We start from the raw sequence: 23,912 nt of genomic DNA, 5'->3' as shown, positions 1-23,912 counted from the left end.
TCAGTGACCGGCGGTCTTGGATGGCTTGACCATCCATTTGATGATCAGCATCGCAGGCAGGATCCAGAGCAGGCCGCTGAGGAAGAAGAACAGCAGGTGGGTGACAGGGCCTGATTGCGACAGCTGGGCAACAGCCACCATGGTCGCGATCAGCGCGTAGACGATGACCAGCAGCACCAGCAGCACGGTTCCGATCAGCTTCTTGACGCGCACGGGCATTTCTTCATCCTCTGTCCAGGCTTCGCATAGTCGCTCTGGCCAGCCGGTGCAACCGGGTAGGGTGGCCGGCGCGACTGCGTGTCGCGTGGGCCGAACTTGCCAGCGGGGCCATCATGGTCCACCAGTCCCGCGGTTTCGATGAGCCGGGAACGATTGCCGGGAAAGATTGCCGGGAAAGATTGCAATGTCAGCCATGACCAACACCGCCGCACCGCTTGCCGAGCGCAACAGGGAGCTGCGCAACCGCACGCTGGTTCGCGGCTGGCTTTATCTCGTGCTGCTGGTGCTGTTTGCGCTTGTCATGGTCGGCGGCGCCACCCGCATGACCGGCTCCGGTCTCTCCATCACCGAATGGAAGCCGATCCACGGCGTCATTCCGCCGCTCAACCAGGCCGAATGGCAGGAGGAGTTCGAGAAGTATCAGCAGATCCCGCAATATGAGCAGATCAACAAGGGCATGACCGTTGACGAGTTCAAGGGCATTTTCTGGTGGGAATGGGCCCATCGCCTGCTCGCCCGCGGCGTCGGCTTCCTCGTTGCCATTCCGCTCGCCTTCTTCTGGATCTCGGGCCGCCTCGAGCGGCGGCTGAAACCGCGCCTCGTCGGCCTGCTGGCGCTCGGCGGGTTCCAGGGGTTCATCGGCTGGTGGATGGTCGCCTCGGGGCTGTCGGAGCGTGTCTCGGTCAGCCAGTACCGGCTGGCGATCCATCTCACCTTCGCCTGCATCATCGTCGCCGCTGTCGCCTACATCGCGCGCGGCCTTGCGACCTATTCGGAGGCGCCGGCGGACCGGCGCATCCAGCGCTTCGCGGGCATCATGGTGCTGCTGGTGATGTTCCAGATCTATCTCGGCGCCCTGGTTGCCGGCCTGCATGCCGGCCTTTCCTACAACACCTGGCCGCTGATGGACGGCGCCATCATCCCCGGCGACCTTTTGGTCATCGAGCCCGTCTGGCGCAACTTCTTCGAAAGCCCGAAGACCGTGCAGTTCGTCCACCGCATGTTCGCCTATACGGTGCTGGTCGCGGCGTTCTGGCATGCGTTCACGACAATGACGCAGGCGCCGCGCACGACCCATTCCCGCCGGGCCTGGGTGCTGGCCCTGCTGATCGTTGCGCAGGCGGCAATCGGCGTCGGCACCTTGCTGATGCAGGCGCATATGCACTGGGCGTTGCTGCATCAGGGTTTTGCGCTGATCGTGCTGATCTTTGCCACGGCGCATTGGCGCGCGACCAAGGGGGCATATCCCCTTGAAAACGACGTCGCGGTCAGAAGCTAGCGCGAACAGCTCTGACGGCTGCGACGACGGCGAGTTCGCTCGCCTCGTCCTCGTCGTTCTTGTCCTCGGCGTGCCAGGACGACGACAGGCAGCCCCAGGCGATGGCGTGATCCAGGATCGTGTCGGGACGCTGCCCCAGAGTTTTGGCGAAGACCTCGGCCATGTAGGCGATGCGCTGAGGATCGACGCAGAGGTCGTCGTGCCGGTCAAGCGGGTTGTAGAAGAAGTTCGCCGCGTCGAAACCCGGATCGCCAAGGATGCCCTTGGGGTCGATGACCAGCCAGCCGCGCTCGCCGAAAAGGATGTTGTCGTGATGCAGGTCGCCATGCAGCACGCGCAGCTCGTGCGGATCGGACAGCAGCCGCTCGGCAATGACTGATGCGTCCCGGTAGGGGCTTGCAAGCCCGGCGTCGCGATCGAGTTCGGCCTTCTTGAACAGGCTGTCGAAGCGCTGCCGCAGCGGCTGCAGATCGGCAGGAGGCGGGACGTCGGACGGCGAAAACAGCTGCGCCATCACCTCGTTGGCGATGTCGGTGGCGTGGCGGTCGCCGTGTTCGTTGAGTTCATCGACGAGCAATCGCTCGCCGGCATATTCGAGCAGCATGTCGTGCCCCTCGAAGCCGAGCAGGCGCACGGCGCCGACGCCGTCACGCCAGCTGAGATAATGTGCGCCGCGCAATTCGTCGGCGACATCGTCGAACGGCTTGAGCGCCTTGACCACGGCCGGTTTGCCGTCGGCCAGCCGCACCTTCCAGATGCGGCTGGAAAACGTCTCGGCAATCAGCTGGGGATCGCTTACATTCCACTCATCTGGCCAACGACCTGGAATAGCAGCCTGATCCATCTTCAGTGACTGAGCCCGAGCATCAGGTCCATGTTCTGGACGGCAGCACCGGAAGCGCCCTTGCCGAGATTGTCGAGCAGCGCCACCAGATTGACCTGGCCCTGGCCTTCGGTGCCGAAGACGTAGAGCTTCATCCGGTCGGTGTCGGCAAGCTCGGTCGGGGCAAGCCGGTCGAGCTTGGCGCTGACCTCAAGCGGCACGACCTCGACGATGTCCTGTCCGGCATAGTGCGCGGCAAGCGTCGCGTGGATGTCGGTGATCGAGGCCGAGCCATTGAGGTCGGCGAGGTGCAGCGGAACCTGGACGATCATGCCCTGGGCAAAGCGGCCGACCGAGGGCGCAAAGATCGGGCGGCGCTCGAGCAGGCCATGCTGCTTCATCTCGGCAACGTGTTTGTGCATCAGCGGCAGGCCGTAGAGGAAGTGCGGCGAAGCTATGTGGTCGGGGCGCGAGGCGTCCTCCATCTGGCCGATCATCTGCTTGCCGCCGCCGGTGTAGCCGGAAACGGCGTTGACGCTGACTGGGTAGTCGGCCGGCAGGGTGCCGGCCGCGACCAGCGGACGGATCAGCGAGATCGCGCCGGTGGGATAGCAGCCCGGGTTGGCGACGAGCCGTGCATCGGCGATGCGCTTGCGCTGGGCAGCGTCCATCTCGGCAAAGCCATAGGCCCAGTCGGGGTGGACGCGATGCGCCGTCGACGTATCGATGATGCGGGTCGAGTTGTTGCCTTCGAGAATGCGGACGGCCTCCTTCGAGGCATCGTCGGGCAGGCACAGGATGGCGACATCCGCCTCGTGCAGGCGCTCGGCCCTGAGATCGACGTTGCGGCGTTCGGCTTCCGGGATCGACAGCACGGCGAGGTCGTCGCGGGCGGCGAGGCGCGTGCGGATCTGGAGGCCCGTGGTGCCGTGTTCGCCGTCGATGAAGATTTTCGGTTTCATTGTCTGCCGTCCGTCGAAAAATTTGTTATTTCAGGTGGTTATGGCCAAATTCGGACTCTCGTCCGCAAGCCGTTGATTCAATGCCTCAGGCCTTGTCGCGCGCCTTCTTCTCGGCCAACAGGCCGAGATAATGCATGGCGACCGTCGAGCCGGCGATTGCCGTAATATCGGCATGGTCATAGGCCGGTGCAACCTCGACGATGTCGGCGCCGACGATGTCGATCTGGGTCATCTGGCGCAGCACCGACAGGATCTTGGCCGAGGACGGGCCGCCGGCCACCGGCGTGCCGGTCCCGGGCGCAAAGGCCGGGTCGAGGCAGTCGATGTCGAAGGTGACATAGGTCTTCTTGCCGCCGGTGCGTTCGGCGATCGCATAGGCGATGTCGGCGGCGCGCATCTCCTCGACCTCGTGGCCGTAGAGGATCTTGATGCCGCAATCGTCGGGCGCGTGCGTACGGATACCGATCTGGATCGAGCGATCGGGGTCGATGATGCCGTCCTTGACGGCGCGCGCCACGAACGATCCGTGATCGATGCGCTTGCCGTCGTCAGGCCAGGTGTCCTGGTGGGCATCGAACTGCACCAGCGCCATCGGGCCGTGGATCGCCGCATGCGCCTTCAGCACCGGCCAGGTGACGAAATGGTCGCCGCCGAGCGTCAAAAGGAAGGCGCCCGATTTCAGGATCTTGGCTGCTTCGCGCTCGATTGTAACAGGGGTCTTCTGGTGGTTGCCGCTGTCGAGCAGGCAGTCGCCATAGTCGATGACGGCGAGGTCGTCGAACAGGTCGCGGTTGAACGGATATTGCGGGTCGCAGTCGAAGATCGCCGAGGCGCGACGGATCGCCTGCGGGCCGAAGCGCGCGCCCGGCCGGTTGGTGACGGCGGCGTCGAAGGGGATGCCCCAGACCACCGCCTCGGCGCCGGCGACGTTCTTCGAATATTTGCGGCGCATGAAGGACAATGCCCCTGCATAGGTCGGATCACCCGAGCGACCCTTGGGGCCGCGTGCGGTAAAGGCGTGATCGATCGACGAAGAGGGCATGGGCAGTCTCCTAATTCGGTCTTTCGGAATTTCGAGGCGCAAGAACTACAGAAGCCTGAACCAACATGCCAGCCCCATGGCGAATTGCGTGTGACAGCTGCATTCATCGCCCTGTCATCTGTCTTTCACGCCCATGTCATCGCCGCCTTTTAGGTCGCTCCAGGCATATCAAGCCATGGAGCGATTCCCATGCGGACAGTTCTGGCAGGCGCGGTCTCGGTCTTGCTGACCCTCTCTATGGCGACGTCTGGCCATGCCGGTTCTCGTTCCGAAGAGATCCTCGCGCGCTTCGAAAATGCCAATCAGTGGCGTGACCATGTGATGGTCGTGGCGCACAGGGCAGGCGGCCTGCAGGACGGCAAGCGGCGCTTTGCCGAAAACTCCATCGCCGCCCTGCGCGATGCGATCTCTCTCGGCGCCGAGATGGTCGAGATCGACATCCGCCGCTCCGCCGACGGCGAACTGATCGTCATGCATGACAGCTGGCTCGACCGCACCACTGACTGCACGGGCGAGGTCGTAACCCGCAGCATGGATGAGCTCCGGACATGCCGGCTCGTCGTCGAGGGCACCGGCACTGTCACCGCCGAAACAGTGCCGACGCTGCGGGAATATCTGTCGGTCGCCAAGGGCAGGATCCTGGTCAATCTTGACAACAAGCTCGACACCGCCGACCTCGTCGACATGGTTGCGCTGGCGCGCGCCATGGAGATGGAAGAGCAGGTGGTGGTCAAGGCGAACCTGTGGAATGCCGAGCGTGTCGCCACCGTGAAGGCGGTGATGGCGCGGGTCGGGCAAGGCTTCCAGTTCATGCCGATCATGGCTGACGACGCCGTGCGCGACCCCGCTTTCGTCGAGGCATCGGGCAAGGCTTTCGCCGCAAATGCCGTGGAGATGATCGCCTGGCGCGGCGACACCGAAACCATGACCGTATCTGGCGGGCCGCTGTTTTCGGCCAGGGTCAAGGCAGCGGCCATTCGCGGCAACTGGCACATCTGGGTCGACACTCATGCCATCGTCAACAAGCCGGGTGGCTATCTCGCCGGCGGCCGCGGCGACGAACTGGCGGTGGCCGCCGGTTTTCCCAACGAAGTGTTCGGCTTCTGGGCCGAACGCGGCGCGACGATGATCCAGACCGACGAGCCGCGTGCAGCCATCAACTGGCTGGCCGCCAATGGCTATCGTGTGCCTTATGCCGAAGTGGAAAAACCCGTGGCCTCTGTCGCAGGCCAGGCGGGCGCGTCCCAGCCGCCGACCAACTGATGCCGCGGGAAGGGGCTAATACGCTCTTGAGCCCCGAAGCGCCTTGCGCCGGTCCTTGAGCGAATATTTCGAGCCGCCCTCCTTGAGAAGATTCTTGCCCTTTTTCTTGCAGTGGCTGTCGGCTTTGCCGGCGGCCTTTCGCGTCGGCACCCTTTTCGATCGCCTTGTCATAGGCGCGCATCCAGCAACTGTCGAACGAGGTTGCCCGCTTGAGAAACTTGTTCGACGCGGCCTCTGCTGGGCCAGCGGCAAAGGCTATGGCGACTGCCAGTGCGAGCATGCGGACCATGGTGATTTCCACCGGCGGCTTGAAGTTGCGCTTCCAAGCATAAGCCAGGCGGGCCGGAACAGCATGCGGAAAAGAAAAAGGCCGCCCGAAGGCGGCCTTTTCCGAAATCCGGACTGCGAAACGCTTAGCGCTTCGAGAACTGGAACGAACGACGGGCCTTGGCCTTGCCGTACTTCTTACGCTCGACGACACGGCTGTCGCGGGTCAGGAAGCCGCCCTTCTTGAGCACGCCGCGCAGCGTCGGCTCGTAGTAGGTCAGCGCCTTGGAGACGCCGTGACGAACAGCACCAGCCTGGCCCGACAGACCGCCGCCGACGACGGTGGCGATGACGTCGTACTGGCCGACGCGAGCAGCCGCGACGATCGGCTGGTTCAGGATCATCTGCAGCACCGGACGGGCGAAATAGGTCGCGAATTCCTTGCCGTTGACGATGATCTTGCCGGTGCCCGGCTTGATCCAGACGCGAGCAATGGCGTTCTTGCGCTTGCCGGTGGCATAGGCGCGGCCGCTCTTGTCGAGCTTCTGGACGTGGACCGGAGCGGCCGGCTGTGCGGCTGCAGCGACGGTGCCGAGTTCTGCGAGCGAGCTGAGATCAGCCATGATTACGAGGCCTTCTTGTTCTTGGCGTTCAGCGCGCCGACGTCGAGCGTCACAGGCTGCTGGGCGACATGCGGATGATCGGCGCCTGCATAGACGCGGAGATTCTTCATCTGGCGACGACCGAGCGGGCCACGCGGGATCATGCGCTCAACGGCCTTCTCGAGCACGCGCTCAGGGAAACGGCCTTCGAGCAGCTGGCGCGCGGTGCGCTCCTTGATGCCGCCGGGGTGGCCGGTGTGCCAGTAGTACACCTTGTCGGTGAACTTCTTGCCGGTGAACGCGACCTTGTCGGCGTTGATGATGATGACATTGTCACCGTCGTCGACGTGCGGGGTGAAGGTCGGCTTGTTCTTGCCGCGGAGGATGTTGGCGACGATGGTGGCGAGACGGCCGACGACGAGACCTTCGGCGTCGATCAGCACCCACTTCTTCACCACGTCCGCAGGCTTCTGCGAAAAGGTTGTCATGGTTTTATGCTTTCGGTTCGGACCTTCAGGAGAAGGCGTTTCTTGTTGCTTTCATTGGCGTCCGGCCAGGGCCCGCCGCCAATACCAAAACGGCGGCCATTGCGGGCCGCTGCTTTGGATGGGCTTATAGGCGAGGGCTGATGGCTCGTCAAGCGAGCCGAAAAAGGCAGTCGTCTTGTAATACGTAGCAAAAACAAGATGTTATGAGTGTGGTATTATTTTACCACGTCGTTTGGCGCTTCGGCGGGATCGAATAGGTGCCGGTTGCGTGCGCTACCGTCTGCCGGTCCGGGCCGGCGACGATGTCGATGTCGAACACCATCAGGCTCTTGCCGAGCTTCAGAATGCGGCAGTGGCCGTCGATCGGGCCGGCTTCGGCCTTGCGCATGAAGCTGATGTTGAGATTGGTCGTCACCGACAAGGCGTCTGGTCCGGCGTGGCTCAGCACGCAGACATAGCCGCCGATGTCGGCAAGCGTGAACAGCGACGGGCCCGAGACTGTGCCGCCGGGCCGGAGATGGCGTTCGTCGGCGTTGAGGCGCACGGTGCATCCACCCGGGAAAACCTCCGTCACCCGGTAGAAGTCGTAATGTTCGTTGAGCTGAGGGTAGACCTGCTTGAGGAGATCGTTGACCTCGTTCGCCGTCATCGTCGGCGTCAGTCCGTGCTGCTCGGGCATATAGCTCTTTCCATCGACTTTCCCATCATGCGCCCCGGCCCCATTTCTAGGCTTGCCGGATGAACCGTCGAGTTCGCCACGTTCACATGGTTGGGAACCAAGTTTGTGTGCAAACGTATATGGCTGAGGCTCGACTTTGGCGATTCGTCTTTCGCCGCACTGAACTCGCTCAGGGGACACCATGGCAGAAATCGTCGCCATCAAACGTAGCACACCGGAAGGTCCGGTTTGGGCCAGTCTGGACAAGGGCGTGCTGCGTCTGGTGCTCTCCAATCCGCCGGCTAACGTGCTCTCGGTCGCGACAATGGCAGCACTTCAGGCCCAGCTGGATGGCGCCATGGACGACAAGGCGATCCGGGTCATCGTCATCGCCGCCGAGGGCGGCGTGTTTTCAGCCGGCCATGACCTCAAGGAACTGACGGCGCACCGAAGCGATGCCGATCGCGGCCGCGCCTTCTTCGAGCTCACAATGTCGCGCTGCTCGGCGCTGATGCAGTCGATCGTGCGCCACCCCAAGCCTGTCATCGCCGAGGTCGACGGCCTCGCCACCGCGGCCGGCCTGCAACTCGTCGCCAGTTGCGATCTCGCCATTGCCTCCGATCAGTCCACCTTCTGCACGCCCGGCGTCAATATCGGCCTGTTCTGCTCGACGCCGATGGTCGCGCTCTCGCGCAATGTCTCGCGCAAGCAGGCGATGGAGATGCTTTTGACCGGTGAGACCATCGACGCCACGACAGCGCGCGACTTCGGTCTGGTCAACCGTGTCGTGCCGCGTGAATACCTGAATCACATTGTTGGCAAATATACGCAAACCATTGTTTCGAAATCGCCTTTGACGCTGAAGATCGGCAAGGAGGCGTTCTACGCCCAGGCCGAGATGAGCCTTGCCGAGGCCTATGATCATGCAGCCAGGGTGATGGTCGACAACATGCTGGCAAAGGATGCCGAGGAGGGGATTGGCGCATTCATCGACAAGCGCCAGGCCGACTGGACAGGAGAATAGGTTTGGAACAACGCCTTTCGCTTGTAACACTTGGAGTGGACGATCTCGGCCGTGCCGTGCGCTTCTATGAAGCAATGGGGCTCAGGCGGAACCAGTCGATCACCGAGGGTGTCGCCTTCTTCCAGATGGGGGGCATCGTGCTCGGTCTCTGGAGCCGCGACCAGCTGGCTGCCGACGCCGGCGTTCCCAGTGGCAAGGGCGGTTTCTCCGGTGTGTCGATTGCCTACAACACGCGCTCCGAGGCGGAGGTCGACGAGATCCTGGCGACGGCCGAAAGGGCAGGCGGCCGCATCGTCAAGCCGGCGCAGCGCGCCTTCTGGGGCGGCTGGTACGGCTATTTCGCCGATACCGAAGGCCATTTGTGGGAAGTGGCCCACAATCCCGATTTCCCGATCGCAGAGGATGGCTCGATCTCGCTGCCGTGACGTGTGTTTGCACACGCTTTCGAAAGCCGGTATCCAGTGCCGTCGAACAAGGCGGCCATGAACAACGACAGATGAACCACGACAGCTACGACAACGCCTACATCGCCGGCATTCTGAATGCGGTGAAGACGATCGCCGTCGTCGGCGCGTCGGCCAATGACGTCAGGCCGAGCTACTTCGTCACCAAATATCTGATCGACAAGGGCTACGAGGTCTTTCCGGTCAATCCAGGACATGCCGGCAAGGACATCCTTGGCCGCATGACATATGCCAGCCTTGCCGACATCCCCGCGCCGATCGACATGGTCGATGTTTTCAGGGCATCGCCTGCCGTGCCAGGCATCGTCGACGATGTGCTCAAGCTCGATCCGCTGCCGAAGGTGGTCTGGATGCAACTGACCGTTCGCCATGACGAGGCCGCCGCGCGCGCCGAGGCCGCGGGCATCAAGGTCGTCATGAACCGCTGCCCCAAGATCGAATATGCGCGGCTTGCCGGCGAAATCGGCTGGAACGGCGTCAATTCCGGCGTGCTCTCCTCGAAGCGCCCTGTCATGCGCGAGGGTTTCCAGAGTTTCGGCATCCGCGCAAAATAATCCGGCATTCGTGCGGGTTTTTGCAATGCCGCGCAAATAATCTCTGCCTGCCGCGGCAGATGTGAAATTTTCGTCTTTGCTTTCCGCCGCGGCCTTGGCCAAAGATGCCAGCTGATTTGACGAACCTATTCTTTGGAGGAAAAAGATGTCCCAGCGCGCCCCTGGTTTCAACACGCTTGCCGTCCACGCCGGCGCCAAGCCCGATCCGGCAACCGGCGCCCGCGCCACGCCGATCTACCAGACGACGTCCTATGTCTTCGACGATGCCGACCACGCAGCCTCGCTGTTCGGGCTCAAGGCGTTCGGCAACATCTACACCCGCATCATGAACCCGACCCAGGCCGTGCTCGAGGAGCGCATCGCAGCGCTTGAAGGCGGTACGGCGGCGCTTGCCACCGCCTCCGGCCACGCCGCCCAGCTTTTGGTGTTCCACAATCTGATGCGCCCGGGCGACAATTTCGTCGCCGCGACCCGCCTCTATGGCGGCTCGATCAACCAGTTCGGCCATGCCTTCAAGAATTTCGGCTGGGAAGCGCGCTGGGCCGACACCAACGATATCTCGAGCTTCGACAAGCAGATCGACGGCAAGACCAAGGCGATCTTCATCGAGAGCCTGGCCAATCCCGGCGGCACCTTCGTCGACATCGAGAAGATCGCCGACATTGCCCGCAAGCACGGCCTGCCGCTGATCGTCGACAACACGCTGGCAAGCCCATACCTCATCCGCCCGATCGAGCATGGCGCCGACATCGTCGTCCATTCGCTGACCAAGTTCATCGGCGGCCATGGCAACTCGATCGGCGGCGTCATCGTCGACGGCGGCACCTTCGACTGGTCGAAGTCGGGCAAGTATCCGATGCTGTCGGAACCGCGGCCCGAATATGGCGGCGTCGTGCTGCACGAGACCTTTGGCAACTTCGCCTTCGCCATTGCCGCCCGCGTGCTCGGCCTGCGCGACCTCGGCCCCGCCATTTCGCCGTTCAACTCGTTCCTGATCCTCACCGGCCTGGAGACCCTGCCGCTGCGCATGCAGCGCCATTGCGACAATGCGCTGACCGTCGCCGGCTGGCTGTCCGACCACCCCAAGGTGGAATGGGTGGCCTATCCCGGCCTCAAGAGCGACAAGAACCATGCGTTGATGAAGAAGTATTCGCCCAATGGCGCCGGTGCGGTCTTCACCTTCGGCCTCAAGGGCGGCTACGAAGCGGGCGTCAAGTTCGTCGAAGGCCTGGAGCTGTTCTCGCACCTCGCCAATATCGGCGACACCAAGTCGCTGGTCATCCATCCCGCCTCGACCACCCATCGCCAGCTCTCCGACGAGCAGAAGATCGCCGCAGGCGCCGGACCCGACGTCGTCCGCCTCTCGGTCGGCATCGAGGATGTCAGCGACATCATCGCCGACCTCGAGCAGGCGCTGGCCAAGGCCTGACCGGCCGTGCAAGACTTGGCTCCGGCAGCGCGTACTGCCGGGGCCTTTTGCCGAGGTCTTTTGCTTTTTGGAGTGCGATCTTGCCGCTGTTTCTGACCATCGACGTCAATGGCATCGAGCCGGAATCAGGCGCGCCGGCAGGCGGCCGGCTGATTTCGGGAGACCCGAAATTCACCACCTGGAATGCCGAGGAGGCCGATGGCGGGCTCTATGCCGGCATCTGGCAGTCGACGCCGGGCAAATGGCGCATCGAATATGACGAATGGGAGTTCTGCCACATCCTGTCTGGCGTCTCCGTCATCTCGGAGGAGGGCGGCGAGGCCCGCACGGTGCGGGCCGGCGACAGCTTCGTCCTCAGGCCCGGCTTCAGGGGAAGCTGGGAAGTGCTTGAAACGACTCGCAAGGAATATGTGATCCGGCTGTAGCAGTGGACATGATGTCGATCGCATTGCCATGACTTTGCAGAGGCGCTGCATTTACTGCGGGAGAGCGCTGGCGGACGAAATGTTTCGTTCGATCGAGCACGTGTGGCCCAAGAGTATAGGTGTCGATCGCCCACCAGAGATTTTCGTCAGCAAAAGTGTTTGTGATCCGTGCAACCACCTCTGCGGACTGTTCGTTGATGGGCCATTTTCTAAAAGCTGGTTTATCACCAACGAAAAGCTGAATAGTGACTTCTGCTTTTTGGACCCCGAGAAACCTACCGCTACCAGTCTTGCGTACATGGGCCAGCTAAAGGACTTTCCAGTCGAGCCCGGTTGGGTTTGCGATAATTGGTCCGGGCCAAGTGGGGAGCACATCTACCATCTGCGCCCTGCCAGCGAACCTATTTGGGACACATACGTTGGTGGGAATCCAAAAAGGCAGAAGAAAAAATCAGAAGCGGGGCGCGCCTACATTCATCTAACCGCTGATGATGATTTTTGGCTATTTGTGGGAATTTCTTCATTTCACAAGCATTTCACGCGATCCAGACGTTTCTGCTTAACTTCAGTCGACAGTGATTTTGATGGAGCCGATGTAATTTTTCCTCCGCCTGATATGGATGACCCGATAGTGCGGAAAGACGTTGAATATATCAGAGGAAAATCAAGTGTAAACATAGTATCATCTCAAATTGATCTTGGATTTGCCGATCGATTCTTGTGTAAATTGGCTCTTGGGTTAGGTTCCAATATCATTGGTGAAGAGTTTGTATTGTCTGAATATGCCGCCATCTTAAGGGCTGGCCTGCGCGAGGCGTCCTATGAGAAGAGACGTGCGTTGGGGGTGCAAGGAACCGCCTATGACCTAGGCGCTAAGCTGTGGGTACAAGAGGCATGGGGCTACTCTGGAGGCTGGACAATCTATGTTTCTACTGTCGGCGGTGATTTGTCAGTATCGATTGCTCACCCCAGTGGGCATATTTCTGCCGTTCGAGTATCGAAAAATATAGAAATTCGAGAAGATCTGCTGCGCAGGTACAATGAGGGCGAGATTTATGTCGCCGTCCCCTCGGTAGGCAAATTTATTGGGCCGTATTCCCTGGGTGCGTACTTAAGCCATCGCCACGGCGGAAGTCCGATTGCTGAACTCAGTCGCATCGATCAGTTGAAGATGCCGTTCGGGGCTCTGCCGTCCCGGAGGCGACCGAGTAAAGACGGGCTGGGAAGTGCTTGAAACGACTCGCAAGGAATATGTGATCCGGCTCTGAGCGTCAGCTTCGCCCCGCATCGAATTTTTCCGACGCCGATGTCAGCGCGTCGATCTCGTTGGCGCATAGCAGCGGCTTCAGCGCCTCGAACTTCTCCGCGGGCCATTCGTAGACCTTCAGCGCCAGCAATTTGTCGACAACGGCCTGCGCAAAACGCGTCTTGATCGGCACGGCCGGATTTCCGGCAACGATCGTGTAGGGCGCCACGTCCTTGGTCACGATCGCGCCCGAGGCGATGATGGCGCCTTCACCGACGGTCACGCCCGGCATGATCATGGCGCGCATGCCGATCCAGGCGCCATCGCCGATGATCGTGTCGCCCTTGCCGGCATAGGCATCCAGAATGAACTCCGGGAACGGATAGAGACTGAACCAATCGGTGCGGTGCGTGTGGTTACCGCCCAGCAGGATCACCGCTTCTGCGCCGATGCAGACATAGTCGCCGATGCGGAGCTGGTCGATCGGCCAGGCCGGCTGCCATGCCTTGAGGCTGTGGGCGTCGCCATAGAGATAACGTACCACGCTGTCCTCGAACGATCCCGACCAGGCATCGCTGTAGTAGCTGTGCGTGCCGCGAACATGGATGTTCGGGTTCCTCACCGTCTCATGCAGCAGTTCCACCCTGGACCAGTGCTTGGTATCGTTTGTCATTGCTTGCGATCTCGCGCCACCCCAGCCGCTCAGGCTTTGGTGGCGAATACATGAAGCCAGTCTGTTGGCTGGCCGTCGTAGCCGCTGCCTCTGCGGCTGGTGATTTCGATTTGCCCGTTCCAGCCGCGGACGCCATATGCGCCTACCAGCCATTCCCGCGAAGGGTAATTGTAGTACCTTCCGAAGCGGTCGCGCCCTTCGGTCTCGCCAGCCTTGAAGCTTGCATAAAACACCCCTCCGCGGACCAGCGCCCTTTGAACACGGGCAATGATTGCCGGAAGATGTTCGCGCGGCACATGCAGCAGGCAGGCATTGGCCCACACGCCGTCATAAGCGTCGATTTCTTCGATGTCTTCAAACAGAAGGACCTTGACGGCCCGGCCAAGCCGCCTTGCGGCCGCCGCGGCGATTGCCTCGGTGCCGTCTGACGGCGTTACGTCGAAGCCTTCGGCAAGCATGGCCTCGCTGTCTTGTCCCGCCCCGCATCCGAGTTCCAGCACGCGGCCACCGGCGGGCAAGCGGGCCATGAAGTCGTGGAGACGGTGCCTGCTCGCCGGCTGGCCCCTTGCCGTGTAGGTTTCTGCCTCGTTCGAGTAGAACCGGATCGTTTCCTGGTCTTTGGCTTCCCTCACGATCGCTCCGATAGCTGGTGTCCGCAAAACAGGCCATCAAGATCGTCATCAAGGCCGGATATCCGCTCAACCGACAGCCGAGCGTCATTTGAGAGGAGCCACTACCGCAGCAGGCATGGAAAGTTCCAGTGCCGAGCATTGAGCCAGCTGTCGCAGTGAAAGTTAGCGATAGCTGAAATCATGCGTGTTCACCGGCCTTGCGCAATGGTGAGGCGGCATCCTATTTACAGGGCAAAGCCTCTGAACCGATTCTGCCCGTCCGGCGCCGGAATCCCCTCACGATAAAGGGACAGTCGATGAAGAACCCCGTCGAAACATATATGAACCTCGTTCCGATGGTGGTCGAGCAGACTAATCGCGGCGAGCGCGCCTACGATATCTTCTCGCGCCTGCTCAAGGAGCGCATCATCTTCATCACCGGTCCGGTCGAGGACGGCATGGCGACGCTTGTCTGCGCCCAGTTGCTGTTCCTCGAGGCCGAGAACCCGAAGAAAGAGATCAACCTCTACATCAACTCGCCGGGCGGCGTGGTGACCTCGGGAATGGCGATCTACGACACCATGCAGTTCATCAAGCCGGCGGTATCGACGCTGTGCATCGGCCAGGCCGCCTCGATGGGCTCGTTGCTGCTCTGCGCCGGCCACAAGGACATGCGCTTCGCAACCCCGAACGCCCGCATCATGGTGCACCAGCCCTCCGGCGGTTTCTCCGGCCAGGCTTCGGACATCGAACGCCACGCCCAGGACATCATCAAGCTCAAGCGTCGCCTCAACGAGGTCTACGTCAAGCACACCGGCAAGGACTATGACACCATTGAACGGACGCTCGACCGCGACCATTTCATGACTGCCGACGAGGCGCGTGACTTCGGTTTGATCGATAAGGTCATCGAAAGCCGCGACGTCGCTGAGGGTGCCACGGCTTCGTGATTGGACGCTGCGACCTGCCTGCAGGGCCACATCTCGCATTTTTGAGGTGCCCTGCGGCATTTCGGACACATTTTGCTGTTCCCTCGATGGAAGCGTCGGCCTACGTTAAGGTGGCGTTGAGCTTCGACGGCTTAGCGTTGTTCAAGGGTGCCGCGACTCGTTGCAGCGACTTCTGGAATGTGAGTGTACGGAAATCGTTGCGGCGGCCAGGGAATGGCGGTGGCGGCGTCCGTCGTTAGATTGCATATGCGCCCCGGAGCCAGACCTTCGGCCGGGCGGCAGTGAAAGGACTTGGACAAGATGAGCAAGGTCAGCAACGGCGGCGGCGACTCCAAGAACACGCTCTATTGCTCGTTCTGCGGCAAGAGCCAGCATGAGGTACGCAAACTCATCGCCGGCCCGACCGTCTTCATCTGCGACGAATGCGTCGAACTGTGCATGGACATCATCCGCGAGGAGAACAAGACCTCGATGGTGAAGTCGCGCGAGGGCGTGCCGACACCGCAGGAAATCCTCAAGGTTCTGGACGACTACGTCATTGGCCAGCCCCACGCCAAGCGCGTGCTGTCGGTGGCCGTCCACAATCACTACAAGCGTCTCGCGCACGCTTCGAAGAGCAACGACGTCGAATTGGCGAAGTCCAACATCCTGCTGATCGGCCCGACCGGCTGCGGCAAGACGCTGCTCGCCCAGACGCTCGCCCGCATCATCGACGTGCCGTTCACCATGGCGGATGCGACGACGCTGACCGAAGCCGGTTATGTCGGTGAGGACGTCGAGAACATCATTCTCAAGCTGCTGCAGTCGGCCGACTACAATGTCGAGCGCGCCCAGCGCGGCATCGTCTACATCGACGAAATCGACAAGATCAGCCGCAAGTCGGACAACCCCTCGATCACCCGCGACGTCTCGGGCGAGGGCGTCCAGCAGGCACTGCTGAAGATCATGGAAGGCACAGTCGCTTCCGTGCCGCCCCAGGGTGGCCGCAAGCATCCGCAGCAGGAGTTCCTGCAGGTCGACACCGCCAACATCCTGTTCATCTGCGGCGGCGCCTTCGCCGGCCTCGACCGCATCATCTCGGATCGCGGCCGCAAGACATCGATCGGCTTCGGCGCCAATGTCGCTTCGCCTGAGGACCGCCGCACCGGCGACCTGTTCCGCCAGGTTGAACCAGAGGATCTGCTGAAGTTCGGCCTGATCCCCGAATTCGTCGGCCGTTTGCCCGTGCTGGCGACGCTCGAGGACCTCGACGAGCCGGCGCTGATCCAGATCCTGACCGAGCCGAAGAACGCCCTGGTCAAGCAGTACCAGCGCCTGTTCGAGATGGAAAATGTCGACCTGACGTTCCACGAGAACGCACTCTCGGCGATCGCCAAGCGCGCCATCGAACGCAAGACCGGCGCCCGCGGCCTGCGTTCGATCATGGAAGCGATCCTGCTCGACACCATGTTCGAGCTTCCGGCGCTGGAAGGCGTCCAGGAGGTGGTGATCTCGGAAGAGGTGGTGACCGGCAGCGCAAGGCCGCTCTACATCTACTCCGAGCAGAAGGAAAAGAAGGGCAGCGTCAGCGCCTGAGGCTTGGCGCCCCAAGGCTTGGCGACCCAAGGCTTGGCGAATTGCCTGCCGCATGATGCGGCGATACGAACTACCGCTCCAGCGAACGGCGCCCCAGCGGCGCCGTTCCGCATTTTGGGACTTCAGGGAAACGTGTGCCAAACCTGTTGGGGATTGGCCTTGATGTTTACCCGGCGAAGCTCCAACTAACGGAGAAGAGGCGATGGGTGGGTTTTCGTGCTGTAATGCCGCGCGGTAATCGGCGGTAGGCGGAACCGTCCATGGTCGTTAATATGAGATTCGCGGTTGGCGCTCGCGCGGCTGCGAAATGAAAGGTTGGACAATGGCCAAAATATCCCGCTCTTCCAGCGAAGGTACCTTCGCAGTCCTGCCGTTGCGCGACATCGTCGTGTTCCCGCACATGATCGTCCCGCTGTTCGTGGGCCGTGAAAAGTCGATCAAGGCCCTGGAAGAGGTGATGGGTCAGGAAAAGCAGATCCTGCTTGCGACCCAGATGAATGCCGCCGACGACGATCCCGAGCCCGATGCGATCTATGACATCGGCACGCTCGCCAATGTGCTGCAGCTGCTCAAGCTGCCGGACGGCACCGTCAAGGTGCTGGTCGAAGGCACGACGCGCGCCAAGATTCAGTCCTTCACCGACAAGTCCGACTTTCACGAGGCCCACGCTCTCATCCTGAGCGAGCCCGAGGAGGAAGAGGTCGAGGTCGAGGCGCTGGCGCGTTCGGTGGTTTCCGACTTCGAAAACTACGTCAAGCTGAACAAGAAGATTTCGCCCGAAGTGGTCGGCGCTGCCAGCCAGATCGAGGACTATTCCAAGCTCGCCGACACGGTGGCATCGCATCTTGCGATCAAGATCACCGAGAAGCAGGAGATGCTCGGCACGCTGTCCGTCAAGGAGCGGCTCGAGAAGGCGATGGGCTTCATGGAAGCCGAAATCTCCGTCCTGCAGGTGGAAAAGCGCATCCGCAGCCGCGTCAAGCGGCAGATGGAGAAGACCCAGCGCGAGTACTATCTCAACGAGCAGATGAAGGCGATCCAGAAGGAGCTCGGCGAGGGCGAGGACGGCCGCGACGAGGCTGCCGAGATCGAGGCGCGCATCAAGAAGACCAAGCTGACGAAGGAGGCCCGCGAAAAGGCGGATGCCGAGCTCAAGAAGCTGCGGTCGATGTCGCCGATGTCGGCCGAAGCCACCGTCGTGCGCAACTATCTCGACTGGATCCTGTCGATCCCGTGGGGCAAGAACTCCAAGGTCAAGCAGGACCTGCACTTTGCCCAGGAGGTGCTCGACACCGACCACTACGGCCTCGACAAGGTCAAGGACCGCATCGTCGAGTATCTCGCCGTGCAGAGCCGCCAGAAGAAGCTGAAGGGGCCGATCCTGTGCCTCGTCGGTCCTCCCGGCGTCGGCAAGACCTCGCTTGGCAAGTCGATCGCCAAGGCGACCGGCCGTGAGTTCGTGCGCATGGCGCTCGGCGGCGTGCGTGACGAGGCCGAGATCCGCGGTCACCGCCGCACCTATATCGGCTCGATGCCCGGCAAGGTCATCCAGTCGATGAAGAAGGCGAAGAAGTCCAACCCGCTCTTCCTGCTCGACGAGATCGACAAGATGGGCCAGGACTTCCGCGGCGATCCGTCGTCGGCGCTGCTCGAGGTGCTCGATCCGGAACAGAACGCAACGTTCATGGACCACTATCTCGAGGTCGAATACGACCTGTCGAGCGTGATGTTCGTGACGACGGCGAACACGCTGAACATCCCTGCGCCCTTGATGGACCGCATGGAGATCATCCGTATCGCCGGTTACACCGAGGACGAGAAGGTCGAGATCGCCAAGCGGCACCTGATGCCGAAGGTCGTCCGCGACCACGCGCTCCAGCCCAAGGAGTTCTCGGTTTCGGAAGATGCGATCCGTGCGGTGATTCAGCTCTACACCCGTGAAGCCGGCGTGCGCAGCCTCGAGCGCGAGCTGATGAAGCTCGGGCGCAAGGCCGTCACCGAGATCATCAAGACCAAGAAGAAGTCGGTGAAGGTCACCGCTGCCAATCTGGACGATTATCTCGGCGTGCAGCGCTATCGCTTCGGCCAGGTCGAAGGCGAGGATCAGGTCGGCGTGGTCACGGGGCTTGCCTGGACCGAGGTCGGCGGCGAACTGCTGACGATCGAAGGCGTGATGATGCCCGGCAAGGGCAAGATGACGGTCACCGGCAACCTGCGCGACGTCATGAAGGAGTCGATCTCGGCTGCGGCATCCTATGTCCGTAGCCGTGCCCTCGACTTCGGCGTCGAGCCGCCGCTGTTCGACAAGCGCGACATCCACGTGCACCTGCCCGAGGGCGCCACGCCTAAGGACGGTCCGTCCGCAGGTGCCGCCATGGCCACTGCGATCGTTTCGATCCTGACCGGCATTCCTGTCAGGGCCGACGTCGCGATGACCGGCGAGATCACGCTGCGCGGCCGCATCCTGCCGATCGGCGGGCTGAAGGAGAAGCTGCTTGCAGCCCTGCGCGGCGGCATCAAGAAGGTGCTGATCCCGGAAGACAACGCCAAGGATCTGGCGGAGATTCCGGAAAACGTGAAGAGCGGCATGGAGATCATCCCGGTTTCGCGGGTTGGCGAAGTGTTGCGTCACGCACTCGTCAGGATGCCGGAGCCGATCGAGTGGACCGAACCGGTCGATGTTCCCGCGGCCAAGTCGGATGCCGGCGAGGATGCCGGCAAGGGTTTCGCTCATTAGTTGTATCTAAAGTCGCCGTCAAAACAAAAAGCCGGGCTCGCGCCCGGCTTTTTCATGTGAAAAAACCCCGGAATTCCGGGCTTTTTGCCCCTTTTCGACTTGGTTGTGCCCGAAGTTTTTCCTAAAGTCCGTGTCCTACCGGCTGAGTCTAATGTCCCGGTTTTCTCATGGAAGGGAATTTGAATGAACAAGAACGAACTAGTGTCCGCCGTCGCCGAAGCTTCCAAGCTTTCCAAGGGCGATGCGCAGTCCGCAGTTGATGCGGTGTTCTCCGTCATCACCGGCGAACTGAAGAATGGCGGCGATGTCCGGCTTGTCGGTTTCGGAAATTTCACCGTGTCAAAACGCGCGGAGTCGACCGGCCGCAACCCGCAGACCGGCGCAGAAGTGAAGATCCCGGCTCGCACCGTGCCGAAGTTCTCGGCCGGCAAGGGCCTCAAGGACGCGGTCAACTGATCGCTTTCCAGCCAAGATACTGATCGAAAAGCCGGGCTTGCCCGGCTTTTCTTTTGCCTGAAGCCAGGCGCGCAGCGGGTGGTCTCGCGCTTCAGTAGACCTGGGTTTTCGACCGGCTGATGAAGAAGCCATGGCCGTCATTGCGGCTGCAGCGCAGCCCGGATCTGTCCGACGTGCAGCTGAACGGGCCCTTCCTCCAACTGTTGCCATAGTCGAGCGTGTGCGAGCCGTCGCAGCATCCGCTGTCGCCAACATTCTGATAGCGCTTGGCTTTTCCCGACTTGCCGAGGATGAACCTGACATAGGTCGGCTCGATGCGATCGCAGCCGAGCTCCGGCCCGCCATCTTCGGGTTCGTAGACGTCCGAGCCGCCTGCCGGCGTGTACTGGCAGCCGACATTGCCCGAGGGCATGTTGAAATAGACGAGGCCACCGTCGGCCGGGAAGCTCTGTTCCGCAGCCGTTGCATCGATCGAGATCAGGGCGATCACCGCCAGCAGCACAGAACGCATGGCCCCTCCAGCGCAACTCCAAGGTCCCAAGGCGCAAGATTGCACCGGAACGCGGCAGGTCGACAATGGGGCGTTGATGGGGTGGCTCGGGTTCAACGAAAAAGGGCCGCTGCGGCGGCCCTTTGCGAGTTCGGCTGTATTGGCAAGCGCTCAGGCCTTGACCATGAATGCCTCGCGCGGCAGGTCCGACAGCACCTCGGCGCGGTTGCCGCGGAGGATGACGATCTCTTCCAGGCGCAGTCCGAAGCGGCCCTGCAGATAGATGCCGGGCTCGATCGAGAACACGTTGCCCTCCTGCAGGATCGTTTCCGACGTGCCGGTGATATAGGGCTGCTCGTGAATGTCGATGCCCAGGCCGTGGCCGGTGCGGTGCAGGAAGTTCGGGCCGTAGCCGGCGGCGGTGATGACGTCGCGGGCGGCCTTGTCGACCTCCTTGGCGGCAACGCCGGGCTTTGCGGCGGCGATTGCTGCCTGCACGGCACGTTCAAGCACGCCGTGCACTTCGTCAAAACCTTCCGGCTTGTCGCCGAACACGCCGACGCGGGTCATGTCGGAGGGATAACCGTCCTTGCGGCCGCCGATATCGATCAGCACGGCCTCGTTCGCCTTGAGCTTGCGGTCGCCGGTGTGATGGTGCGGGAAGGCGCCGTTCTCGCCGAAGCAGACGCTGACGAATTCTCCGGTCGCACCATTGGCTGCGTAGAAGTCACGGATGGCCTTGCCGACTTCGAGTTCGGTCACGCCTTCCCTGAGCGCGGCGAAGCCTGCCTTCATGGCACCGTCGTTGAGCACTGCGTTCATCTTGAGCAGTGCGTATTCGGCCTCGTCCTTCTTGCCGCGCAGGAAGCTCACCGTGTCGTTCAGGAAGCTGCGCGCAGAACCGGGCAGGGCATCGAGCGCAAGCAGCGCGAAATCGGCGCGCATGGTCTCGTCGAGGGCGACCGAGACGGTGCCGCCCCCAACGCCGCAATCGGCGAGAAGCTGCACCAGGGCCGCCTGCGGACCATCGGCATCGGCCCAGGGATAGAAGGGCAATTTGGTGAAGGGGCGCTGGCTGTCGGCATTCAGCGCCGGCATCAGGAAGCCGGCATGCGTCTGCGACACGATCAAAAGCACCGGGCGTTCGTCGCCATGCGGCGACATGCCGGCGAGCCAGACAAGGTGCGAGGAGGGACCAACGACCACCAGGTCGGTTCCCGTCTCAGCCATGCGCTCGCGCAGCCGCGCCATCCGCTCTTCGTACATCGTCTCTGCCTTCTTCGGATTTGGGGAGGGGTAATGTGAGGTGAGGGCGATGGGACCGCCCGCAGTGGGCGGTCCCTGCCAGGCCGGCTCGTCAGTTCTTCTTGACGAGGCGGTAATAGACGAAGTCGGAGGTGGCGCCGTTGACGTAGCCTTCGACGTTCTTGGCGCGCGCCACCTGGGTCGCGGCCTGGAACATGATGATGATCGGCGACTTCTCCTGCACCTTCTTCTGCAGGTCGACATACATTGCGCTGCGCTTGGCCGGATCGGCCTCGGCGAGGGCTGCCTTGGTCTCGTTGTTCAGCTCTTCCGGAACCGCCCAGCTGTTACGCCAGGTGGTGGTCGACTGGTAGTTTCCGTCGGAGTTGTCGGTGTTGTAGGCAAAAGCCTTGGCGTTGGAGTGCGGGTCCATGAAATCGGGGCCCCAGTACAGCAGCATCGCCTCATGCGTGCGGGCGCGGTACTTGGTGATCACCTGCGAGCCGGTGCCCGGCACGATGTCGAAGTTGATGCCGGCTTCGGCGAAGCTTGCCTGCAGCGACTGCGCCATGTCGGTGAACGGCGTCGAATTGATGACGTCGAGCGTCACCTTGATCGGCGTCTTGATGCCGGCGTCAGCCAGGATCTGCTTGGCCTTGGCCGGATCGTAGCTGTAGGGCGTCTCGTCGAGCGAACCCGGGAAGCCCTTCGGCCAGAAGGCCTGGTGCGTCTGCATCTGGCCCTTCAGGAACGTGTCGGTCATGCCCTTGTAGTTGACCAGGTAGCGCGCGGCGTCCCAGACGGCCGGCGGTGTCAGCGATTCGGTCTTCTGGTTGAACGACAGGAAGTGCACGGCCGCCTGCGGATAGGTCTCGGTGGTTACCTTGTCGCTGCCGGCAAGCGTTGCGATCTGGTCCGAAGTCAGGTTCTTGGCCATGTCGACATCGCCCGACGTCAGCAGCAGCTGCTGGGTCGCGGCTTCGGCGACGTGGCGGATGATGACGCCCTTGATGGCTGGCGCGCCGTTGAAATAGTCGGGGTTGGCGGTCAGGTTGATCAGCTCGCCGGGGCGGAACGCCTTCAGCACGAACGGGCCGGTGCCGGCCGAGTTCGACTTCAGCCAGGCATTGCCCATGTCGCCATTGGCCTCGTTGGCCTGCAGCGTCACCGCGTCGACGATCGAACCCGGACGGGCGGCCAGCACGTTGAGCACGAAGGCCGAAGCGAAGTCGCCGGCATATTTGATGACGACCTTGTTGCCGTCGGCCTTGACCATCGAATCGAAATTCTCGGGCGTCCAGCCGAGCTGGGTCAGGATGAAGGCCGGTGCCTTGTTCAGCACGATGACGCGCTTGAACGAATAGACCACGTCCTCGGCGCGCAGCGGGTTGCCCGAGGTGAACTTGACGCCGTCGCGCAGCGTGAATGTGATGGTCTTGTTGGCGTCGTCGACGGCCCATTCCTTGGCGAGGCCGGCGGCCAGCGTCTTGGTGTCGGCGGCGTCGTACTGGACGAGGCGGTCATAGGTCTGGGAGACATATTCGCCCGACGAGAACTCGTAGGCCTCGGCCGGGTCGATGCTGACGATGTCATCGATGTTCTGTGCCACCACGAGCACGCCTGCGGGCGTGGCTGCAAGGCTGATGGCGGGCGTCATCGGCATCGCCAGCGCCGCGGCGAGCAGCGCGGCTTTGAACCGTTTCATCATTTTCTCTCCTTTTTGGTTCCCGTTGTCTTCTCTTCGGCCCGTGAACCGCGCAGGGCCGGATGCTCCGTGCGCGACCTGAACATCGGCAAGGTGCCGGTCCACAGCATGCGCGCGAACTGTTGGGTGTCGTTCGACCAGGAATGCGGACGATTGCCGCGGAAATGCAGGCTGTCGCCGGCCGAAAGCACCATCTCTTCGTCCTCGAGGCGCTGGGTGATCGAGCCTTCGAGGATGAACAGGATTTCCTCGCCTTCATGGCTGACCGTCTCGGAGCGGTAACCCGGCGGGACATTGAGGACGAAGGACGAGAGCACGTTGCCGGTGAAGTCGGCGGCGATGCGCTCATAGACGATCGACGAGCCGTCGACCGAGAATCGGTTGCGCTCGGCCGCGCGGGTCAATCCGTCCTCGGCGCTGGGCGTGGCGATGAAATAATCCACACCCACGTCGAGGCTGCGGGCGATCTGGGCGAGGGTGCCGAGCGAGGGGGTGGCATGATCGCGTTCGACCTGGCTGAGGTAACCGACCGAAATGCCTGCGGCGTCACACAATTCCTGCAATGTCATCGACAGCTGGCGGCGGCGGGCACGGATCAGCGCGCCAACCTTGGGCTGGCTCGACGGCGTGTTTTTGCTGGCCTCCGAGGACACGCTTTTTTGCTCCCATCAAAATTTTTTTGATCTAACCAAAATTTTTTGTATAGTCCAAGCAGAATTTTGCTC

At 62.0% G+C, this 23,912-nt stretch carries 25 protein-coding genes; 12 read left to right on the top strand and 13 right to left on the bottom strand.

Annotated features, from left to right (window positions below; translation table 11 throughout):
* Positions 1 to 219: a DUF2842 domain-containing protein gene (locus tag SLT36_RS18900; protein WP_432283914.1), complete on the bottom strand. Its 219-nt coding sequence runs from the start codon at positions 217 to 219 to the stop codon at positions 1 to 3.
* A 184-nt stretch (positions 220 to 403) separates the two neighbouring features.
* Here SLT36_RS18900 and SLT36_RS18895 point away from each other — a divergent pair, with 184 nt between their 5' ends.
* Positions 404 to 1,498: a COX15/CtaA family protein gene (locus tag SLT36_RS18895; RefSeq protein ID WP_432283913.1), complete on the top strand. Its 1,095-nt coding sequence runs from the start codon at positions 404 to 406 to the stop codon at positions 1,496 to 1,498.
* Here the strand turns inward: SLT36_RS18895 and SLT36_RS18890 are convergent.
* From SLT36_RS18890 to speB, 3 genes are all read right to left on the bottom strand, one after another.
* Positions 1,488 to 2,342, bottom strand: coding sequence for an aminoglycoside phosphotransferase family protein (locus SLT36_RS18890; RefSeq protein ID WP_432283912.1), 855 nt, complete (start codon positions 2,340 to 2,342; stop codon positions 1,488 to 1,490). The genes SLT36_RS18895 and SLT36_RS18890 overlap by 11 nt on opposite strands.
* A gap of 2 nt (positions 2,343 to 2,344) precedes the next feature.
* On the bottom strand, positions 2,345 to 3,283 hold the full coding sequence (argC, locus tag SLT36_RS18885; RefSeq protein WP_432283911.1) for an N-acetyl-gamma-glutamyl-phosphate reductase: 939 nt from the start codon (positions 3,281 to 3,283) through the stop codon (positions 2,345 to 2,347).
* Between the two features lie 85 nt (positions 3,284 to 3,368).
* A complete protein-coding gene (gene speB, locus SLT36_RS18880) occupies positions 3,369 to 4,325 on the bottom strand; it encodes an agmatinase (RefSeq protein WP_432283910.1) in 957 nt (318 codons plus the stop codon).
* Between the two features lie 189 nt (positions 4,326 to 4,514).
* Between speB and SLT36_RS18875 the strand changes: the two genes are divergently transcribed.
* Positions 4,515 to 5,588, top strand: a complete 1,074-nt coding sequence (locus SLT36_RS18875) for a glycerophosphodiester phosphodiesterase family protein (RefSeq protein ID WP_432283909.1) — start codon at positions 4,515 to 4,517, stop codon at positions 5,586 to 5,588.
* A gap of 413 nt (positions 5,589 to 6,001) precedes the next feature.
* On the opposite strand, the gene rpsI is transcribed toward SLT36_RS18875, so the two are convergent.
* The 3 genes from rpsI to SLT36_RS18860 all read right to left on the bottom strand — a co-directional run bounded on the left by rpsI (position 6,002) and on the right by SLT36_RS18860 (position 7,624).
* On the bottom strand, positions 6,002 to 6,478 hold the full coding sequence (gene rpsI / locus SLT36_RS18870) for a 30S ribosomal protein S9 (RefSeq protein WP_067962883.1): 477 nt from the start codon (positions 6,476 to 6,478) through the stop codon (positions 6,002 to 6,004).
* A 2-nt stretch (positions 6,479 to 6,480) separates the two neighbouring features.
* On the bottom strand, positions 6,481 to 6,945 hold the full coding sequence (gene rplM / locus SLT36_RS18865) for a 50S ribosomal protein L13 (RefSeq protein WP_067962880.1): 465 nt from the start codon (positions 6,943 to 6,945) through the stop codon (positions 6,481 to 6,483).
* Positions 6,946 to 7,165: 220 nt separating this feature from the next.
* Positions 7,166 to 7,624, bottom strand: coding sequence for a PaaI family thioesterase (locus SLT36_RS18860; RefSeq protein WP_432283908.1), 459 nt, complete (start codon positions 7,622 to 7,624; stop codon positions 7,166 to 7,168).
* A 181-nt stretch (positions 7,625 to 7,805) separates the two neighbouring features.
* On the opposite strand from SLT36_RS18860, the gene SLT36_RS18855 reads away from it, so the two are divergent.
* The 6 genes from SLT36_RS18855 to SLT36_RS18830 all read left to right on the top strand — a co-directional run bounded on the left by SLT36_RS18855 (position 7,806) and on the right by SLT36_RS18830 (position 12,733).
* Positions 7,806 to 8,627 (top strand): enoyl-CoA hydratase, encoded by an 822-nt coding sequence (locus SLT36_RS18855; protein WP_432283907.1) that lies wholly within the window; start codon positions 7,806 to 7,808, stop codon positions 8,625 to 8,627.
* A gap of 2 nt (positions 8,628 to 8,629) precedes the next feature.
* Complete coding sequence (locus SLT36_RS18850) at positions 8,630 to 9,052, top strand: VOC family protein (RefSeq protein ID WP_432283906.1); 423 nt, start codon at positions 8,630 to 8,632, stop codon at positions 9,050 to 9,052.
* A 71-nt stretch (positions 9,053 to 9,123) separates the two neighbouring features.
* A complete protein-coding gene (locus SLT36_RS18845; RefSeq protein ID WP_432283905.1) occupies positions 9,124 to 9,645 on the top strand; it encodes a CoA-binding protein in 522 nt (173 codons plus the stop codon).
* A 145-nt stretch (positions 9,646 to 9,790) separates the two neighbouring features.
* Positions 9,791 to 11,074, top strand: a complete 1,284-nt coding sequence (locus SLT36_RS18840; protein WP_067962865.1) for an O-acetylhomoserine aminocarboxypropyltransferase — start codon at positions 9,791 to 9,793, stop codon at positions 11,072 to 11,074.
* Positions 11,075 to 11,154: 80 nt separating this feature from the next.
* The gene (locus SLT36_RS18835) at positions 11,155 to 11,499 is read left to right on the top strand and encodes a cupin domain-containing protein (protein ID WP_432283904.1); all 345 of its coding nucleotides are present in this window, start codon (positions 11,155 to 11,157) and stop codon (positions 11,497 to 11,499) included.
* A gap of 79 nt (positions 11,500 to 11,578) precedes the next feature.
* Positions 11,579 to 12,733 (top strand): hypothetical protein, encoded by a 1,155-nt coding sequence (locus tag SLT36_RS18830; protein WP_432283903.1) that lies wholly within the window; start codon positions 11,579 to 11,581, stop codon positions 12,731 to 12,733.
* A 37-nt stretch (positions 12,734 to 12,770) separates the two neighbouring features.
* Here the strand turns inward: SLT36_RS18830 and SLT36_RS18825 are convergent, their stop codons facing one another.
* Both SLT36_RS18825 and SLT36_RS18820 read right to left on the bottom strand, forming a co-directional pair.
* Positions 12,771 to 13,418: a CatB-related O-acetyltransferase gene (locus SLT36_RS18825; RefSeq protein ID WP_432283902.1), complete on the bottom strand. Its 648-nt coding sequence runs from the start codon at positions 13,416 to 13,418 to the stop codon at positions 12,771 to 12,773.
* A gap of 29 nt (positions 13,419 to 13,447) precedes the next feature.
* A complete protein-coding gene (locus SLT36_RS18820) occupies positions 13,448 to 14,050 on the bottom strand; it encodes a class I SAM-dependent methyltransferase (protein WP_432283901.1) in 603 nt (200 codons plus the stop codon).
* Positions 14,051 to 14,346: 296 nt separating this feature from the next.
* On the opposite strand from SLT36_RS18820, the gene SLT36_RS18815 reads away from it, so the two are divergent.
* The 4 genes from SLT36_RS18815 to SLT36_RS18800 all read left to right on the top strand — a co-directional run bounded on the left by SLT36_RS18815 (position 14,347) and on the right by SLT36_RS18800 (position 19,747).
* On the top strand, positions 14,347 to 14,979 hold the full coding sequence (locus SLT36_RS18815; protein ID WP_067962859.1) for an ATP-dependent Clp protease proteolytic subunit: 633 nt from the start codon (positions 14,347 to 14,349) through the stop codon (positions 14,977 to 14,979).
* Between the two features lie 300 nt (positions 14,980 to 15,279).
* On the top strand, positions 15,280 to 16,554 hold the full coding sequence (clpX, locus tag SLT36_RS18810; protein ID WP_067966693.1) for an ATP-dependent Clp protease ATP-binding subunit ClpX: 1,275 nt from the start codon (positions 15,280 to 15,282) through the stop codon (positions 16,552 to 16,554).
* Between the two features lie 322 nt (positions 16,555 to 16,876).
* Positions 16,877 to 19,291 carry an endopeptidase La gene (gene lon, locus SLT36_RS18805; protein ID WP_067962855.1) on the top strand — a complete coding sequence of 805 codons (2,415 nt, stop codon included), beginning with the start codon at positions 16,877 to 16,879 and terminating at the stop codon, positions 19,289 to 19,291.
* 183 nt (positions 19,292 to 19,474) lie between these two features.
* Positions 19,475 to 19,747 (top strand): HU family DNA-binding protein, encoded by a 273-nt coding sequence (locus SLT36_RS18800; RefSeq protein WP_018427423.1) that lies wholly within the window; start codon positions 19,475 to 19,477, stop codon positions 19,745 to 19,747.
* A gap of 91 nt (positions 19,748 to 19,838) precedes the next feature.
* On the opposite strand, the gene SLT36_RS18795 is transcribed toward SLT36_RS18800, so the two are convergent.
* The 4 genes from SLT36_RS18795 to SLT36_RS18780 all read right to left on the bottom strand — a co-directional run bounded on the left by SLT36_RS18795 (position 19,839) and on the right by SLT36_RS18780 (position 23,840).
* Positions 19,839 to 20,258, bottom strand: coding sequence for a DUF6636 domain-containing protein (locus tag SLT36_RS18795; protein WP_432283900.1), 420 nt, complete (start codon positions 20,256 to 20,258; stop codon positions 19,839 to 19,841).
* Positions 20,259 to 20,408: 150 nt separating this feature from the next.
* Complete coding sequence (locus SLT36_RS18790) at positions 20,409 to 21,503, bottom strand: M24 family metallopeptidase (RefSeq protein WP_432283899.1); 1,095 nt, start codon at positions 21,501 to 21,503, stop codon at positions 20,409 to 20,411.
* A gap of 91 nt (positions 21,504 to 21,594) precedes the next feature.
* Positions 21,595 to 23,187 (bottom strand): ABC transporter substrate-binding protein, encoded by a 1,593-nt coding sequence (locus SLT36_RS18785; RefSeq protein WP_432283898.1) that lies wholly within the window; start codon positions 23,185 to 23,187, stop codon positions 21,595 to 21,597.
* Positions 23,187 to 23,840: a helix-turn-helix domain-containing protein gene (locus tag SLT36_RS18780; protein WP_067962845.1), complete on the bottom strand. Its 654-nt coding sequence runs from the start codon at positions 23,838 to 23,840 to the stop codon at positions 23,187 to 23,189. The genes SLT36_RS18785 and SLT36_RS18780 overlap by 1 nt, the downstream gene beginning before the upstream one ends.
* Positions 23,841 to 23,912: the final 72 nt, after the last annotated feature.

The sequence above is a fragment of the Aminobacter sp. BA135 genome (assembly GCF_050859125.1).
Taxonomy (GTDB): Bacteria; Pseudomonadota; Alphaproteobacteria; order Rhizobiales; family Rhizobiaceae; genus Aminobacter; species Aminobacter ciceronei.
Note: the sequence above shows the minus strand (reverse complement) of the source record. Positions and strands in the feature narration are given on the sequence as shown.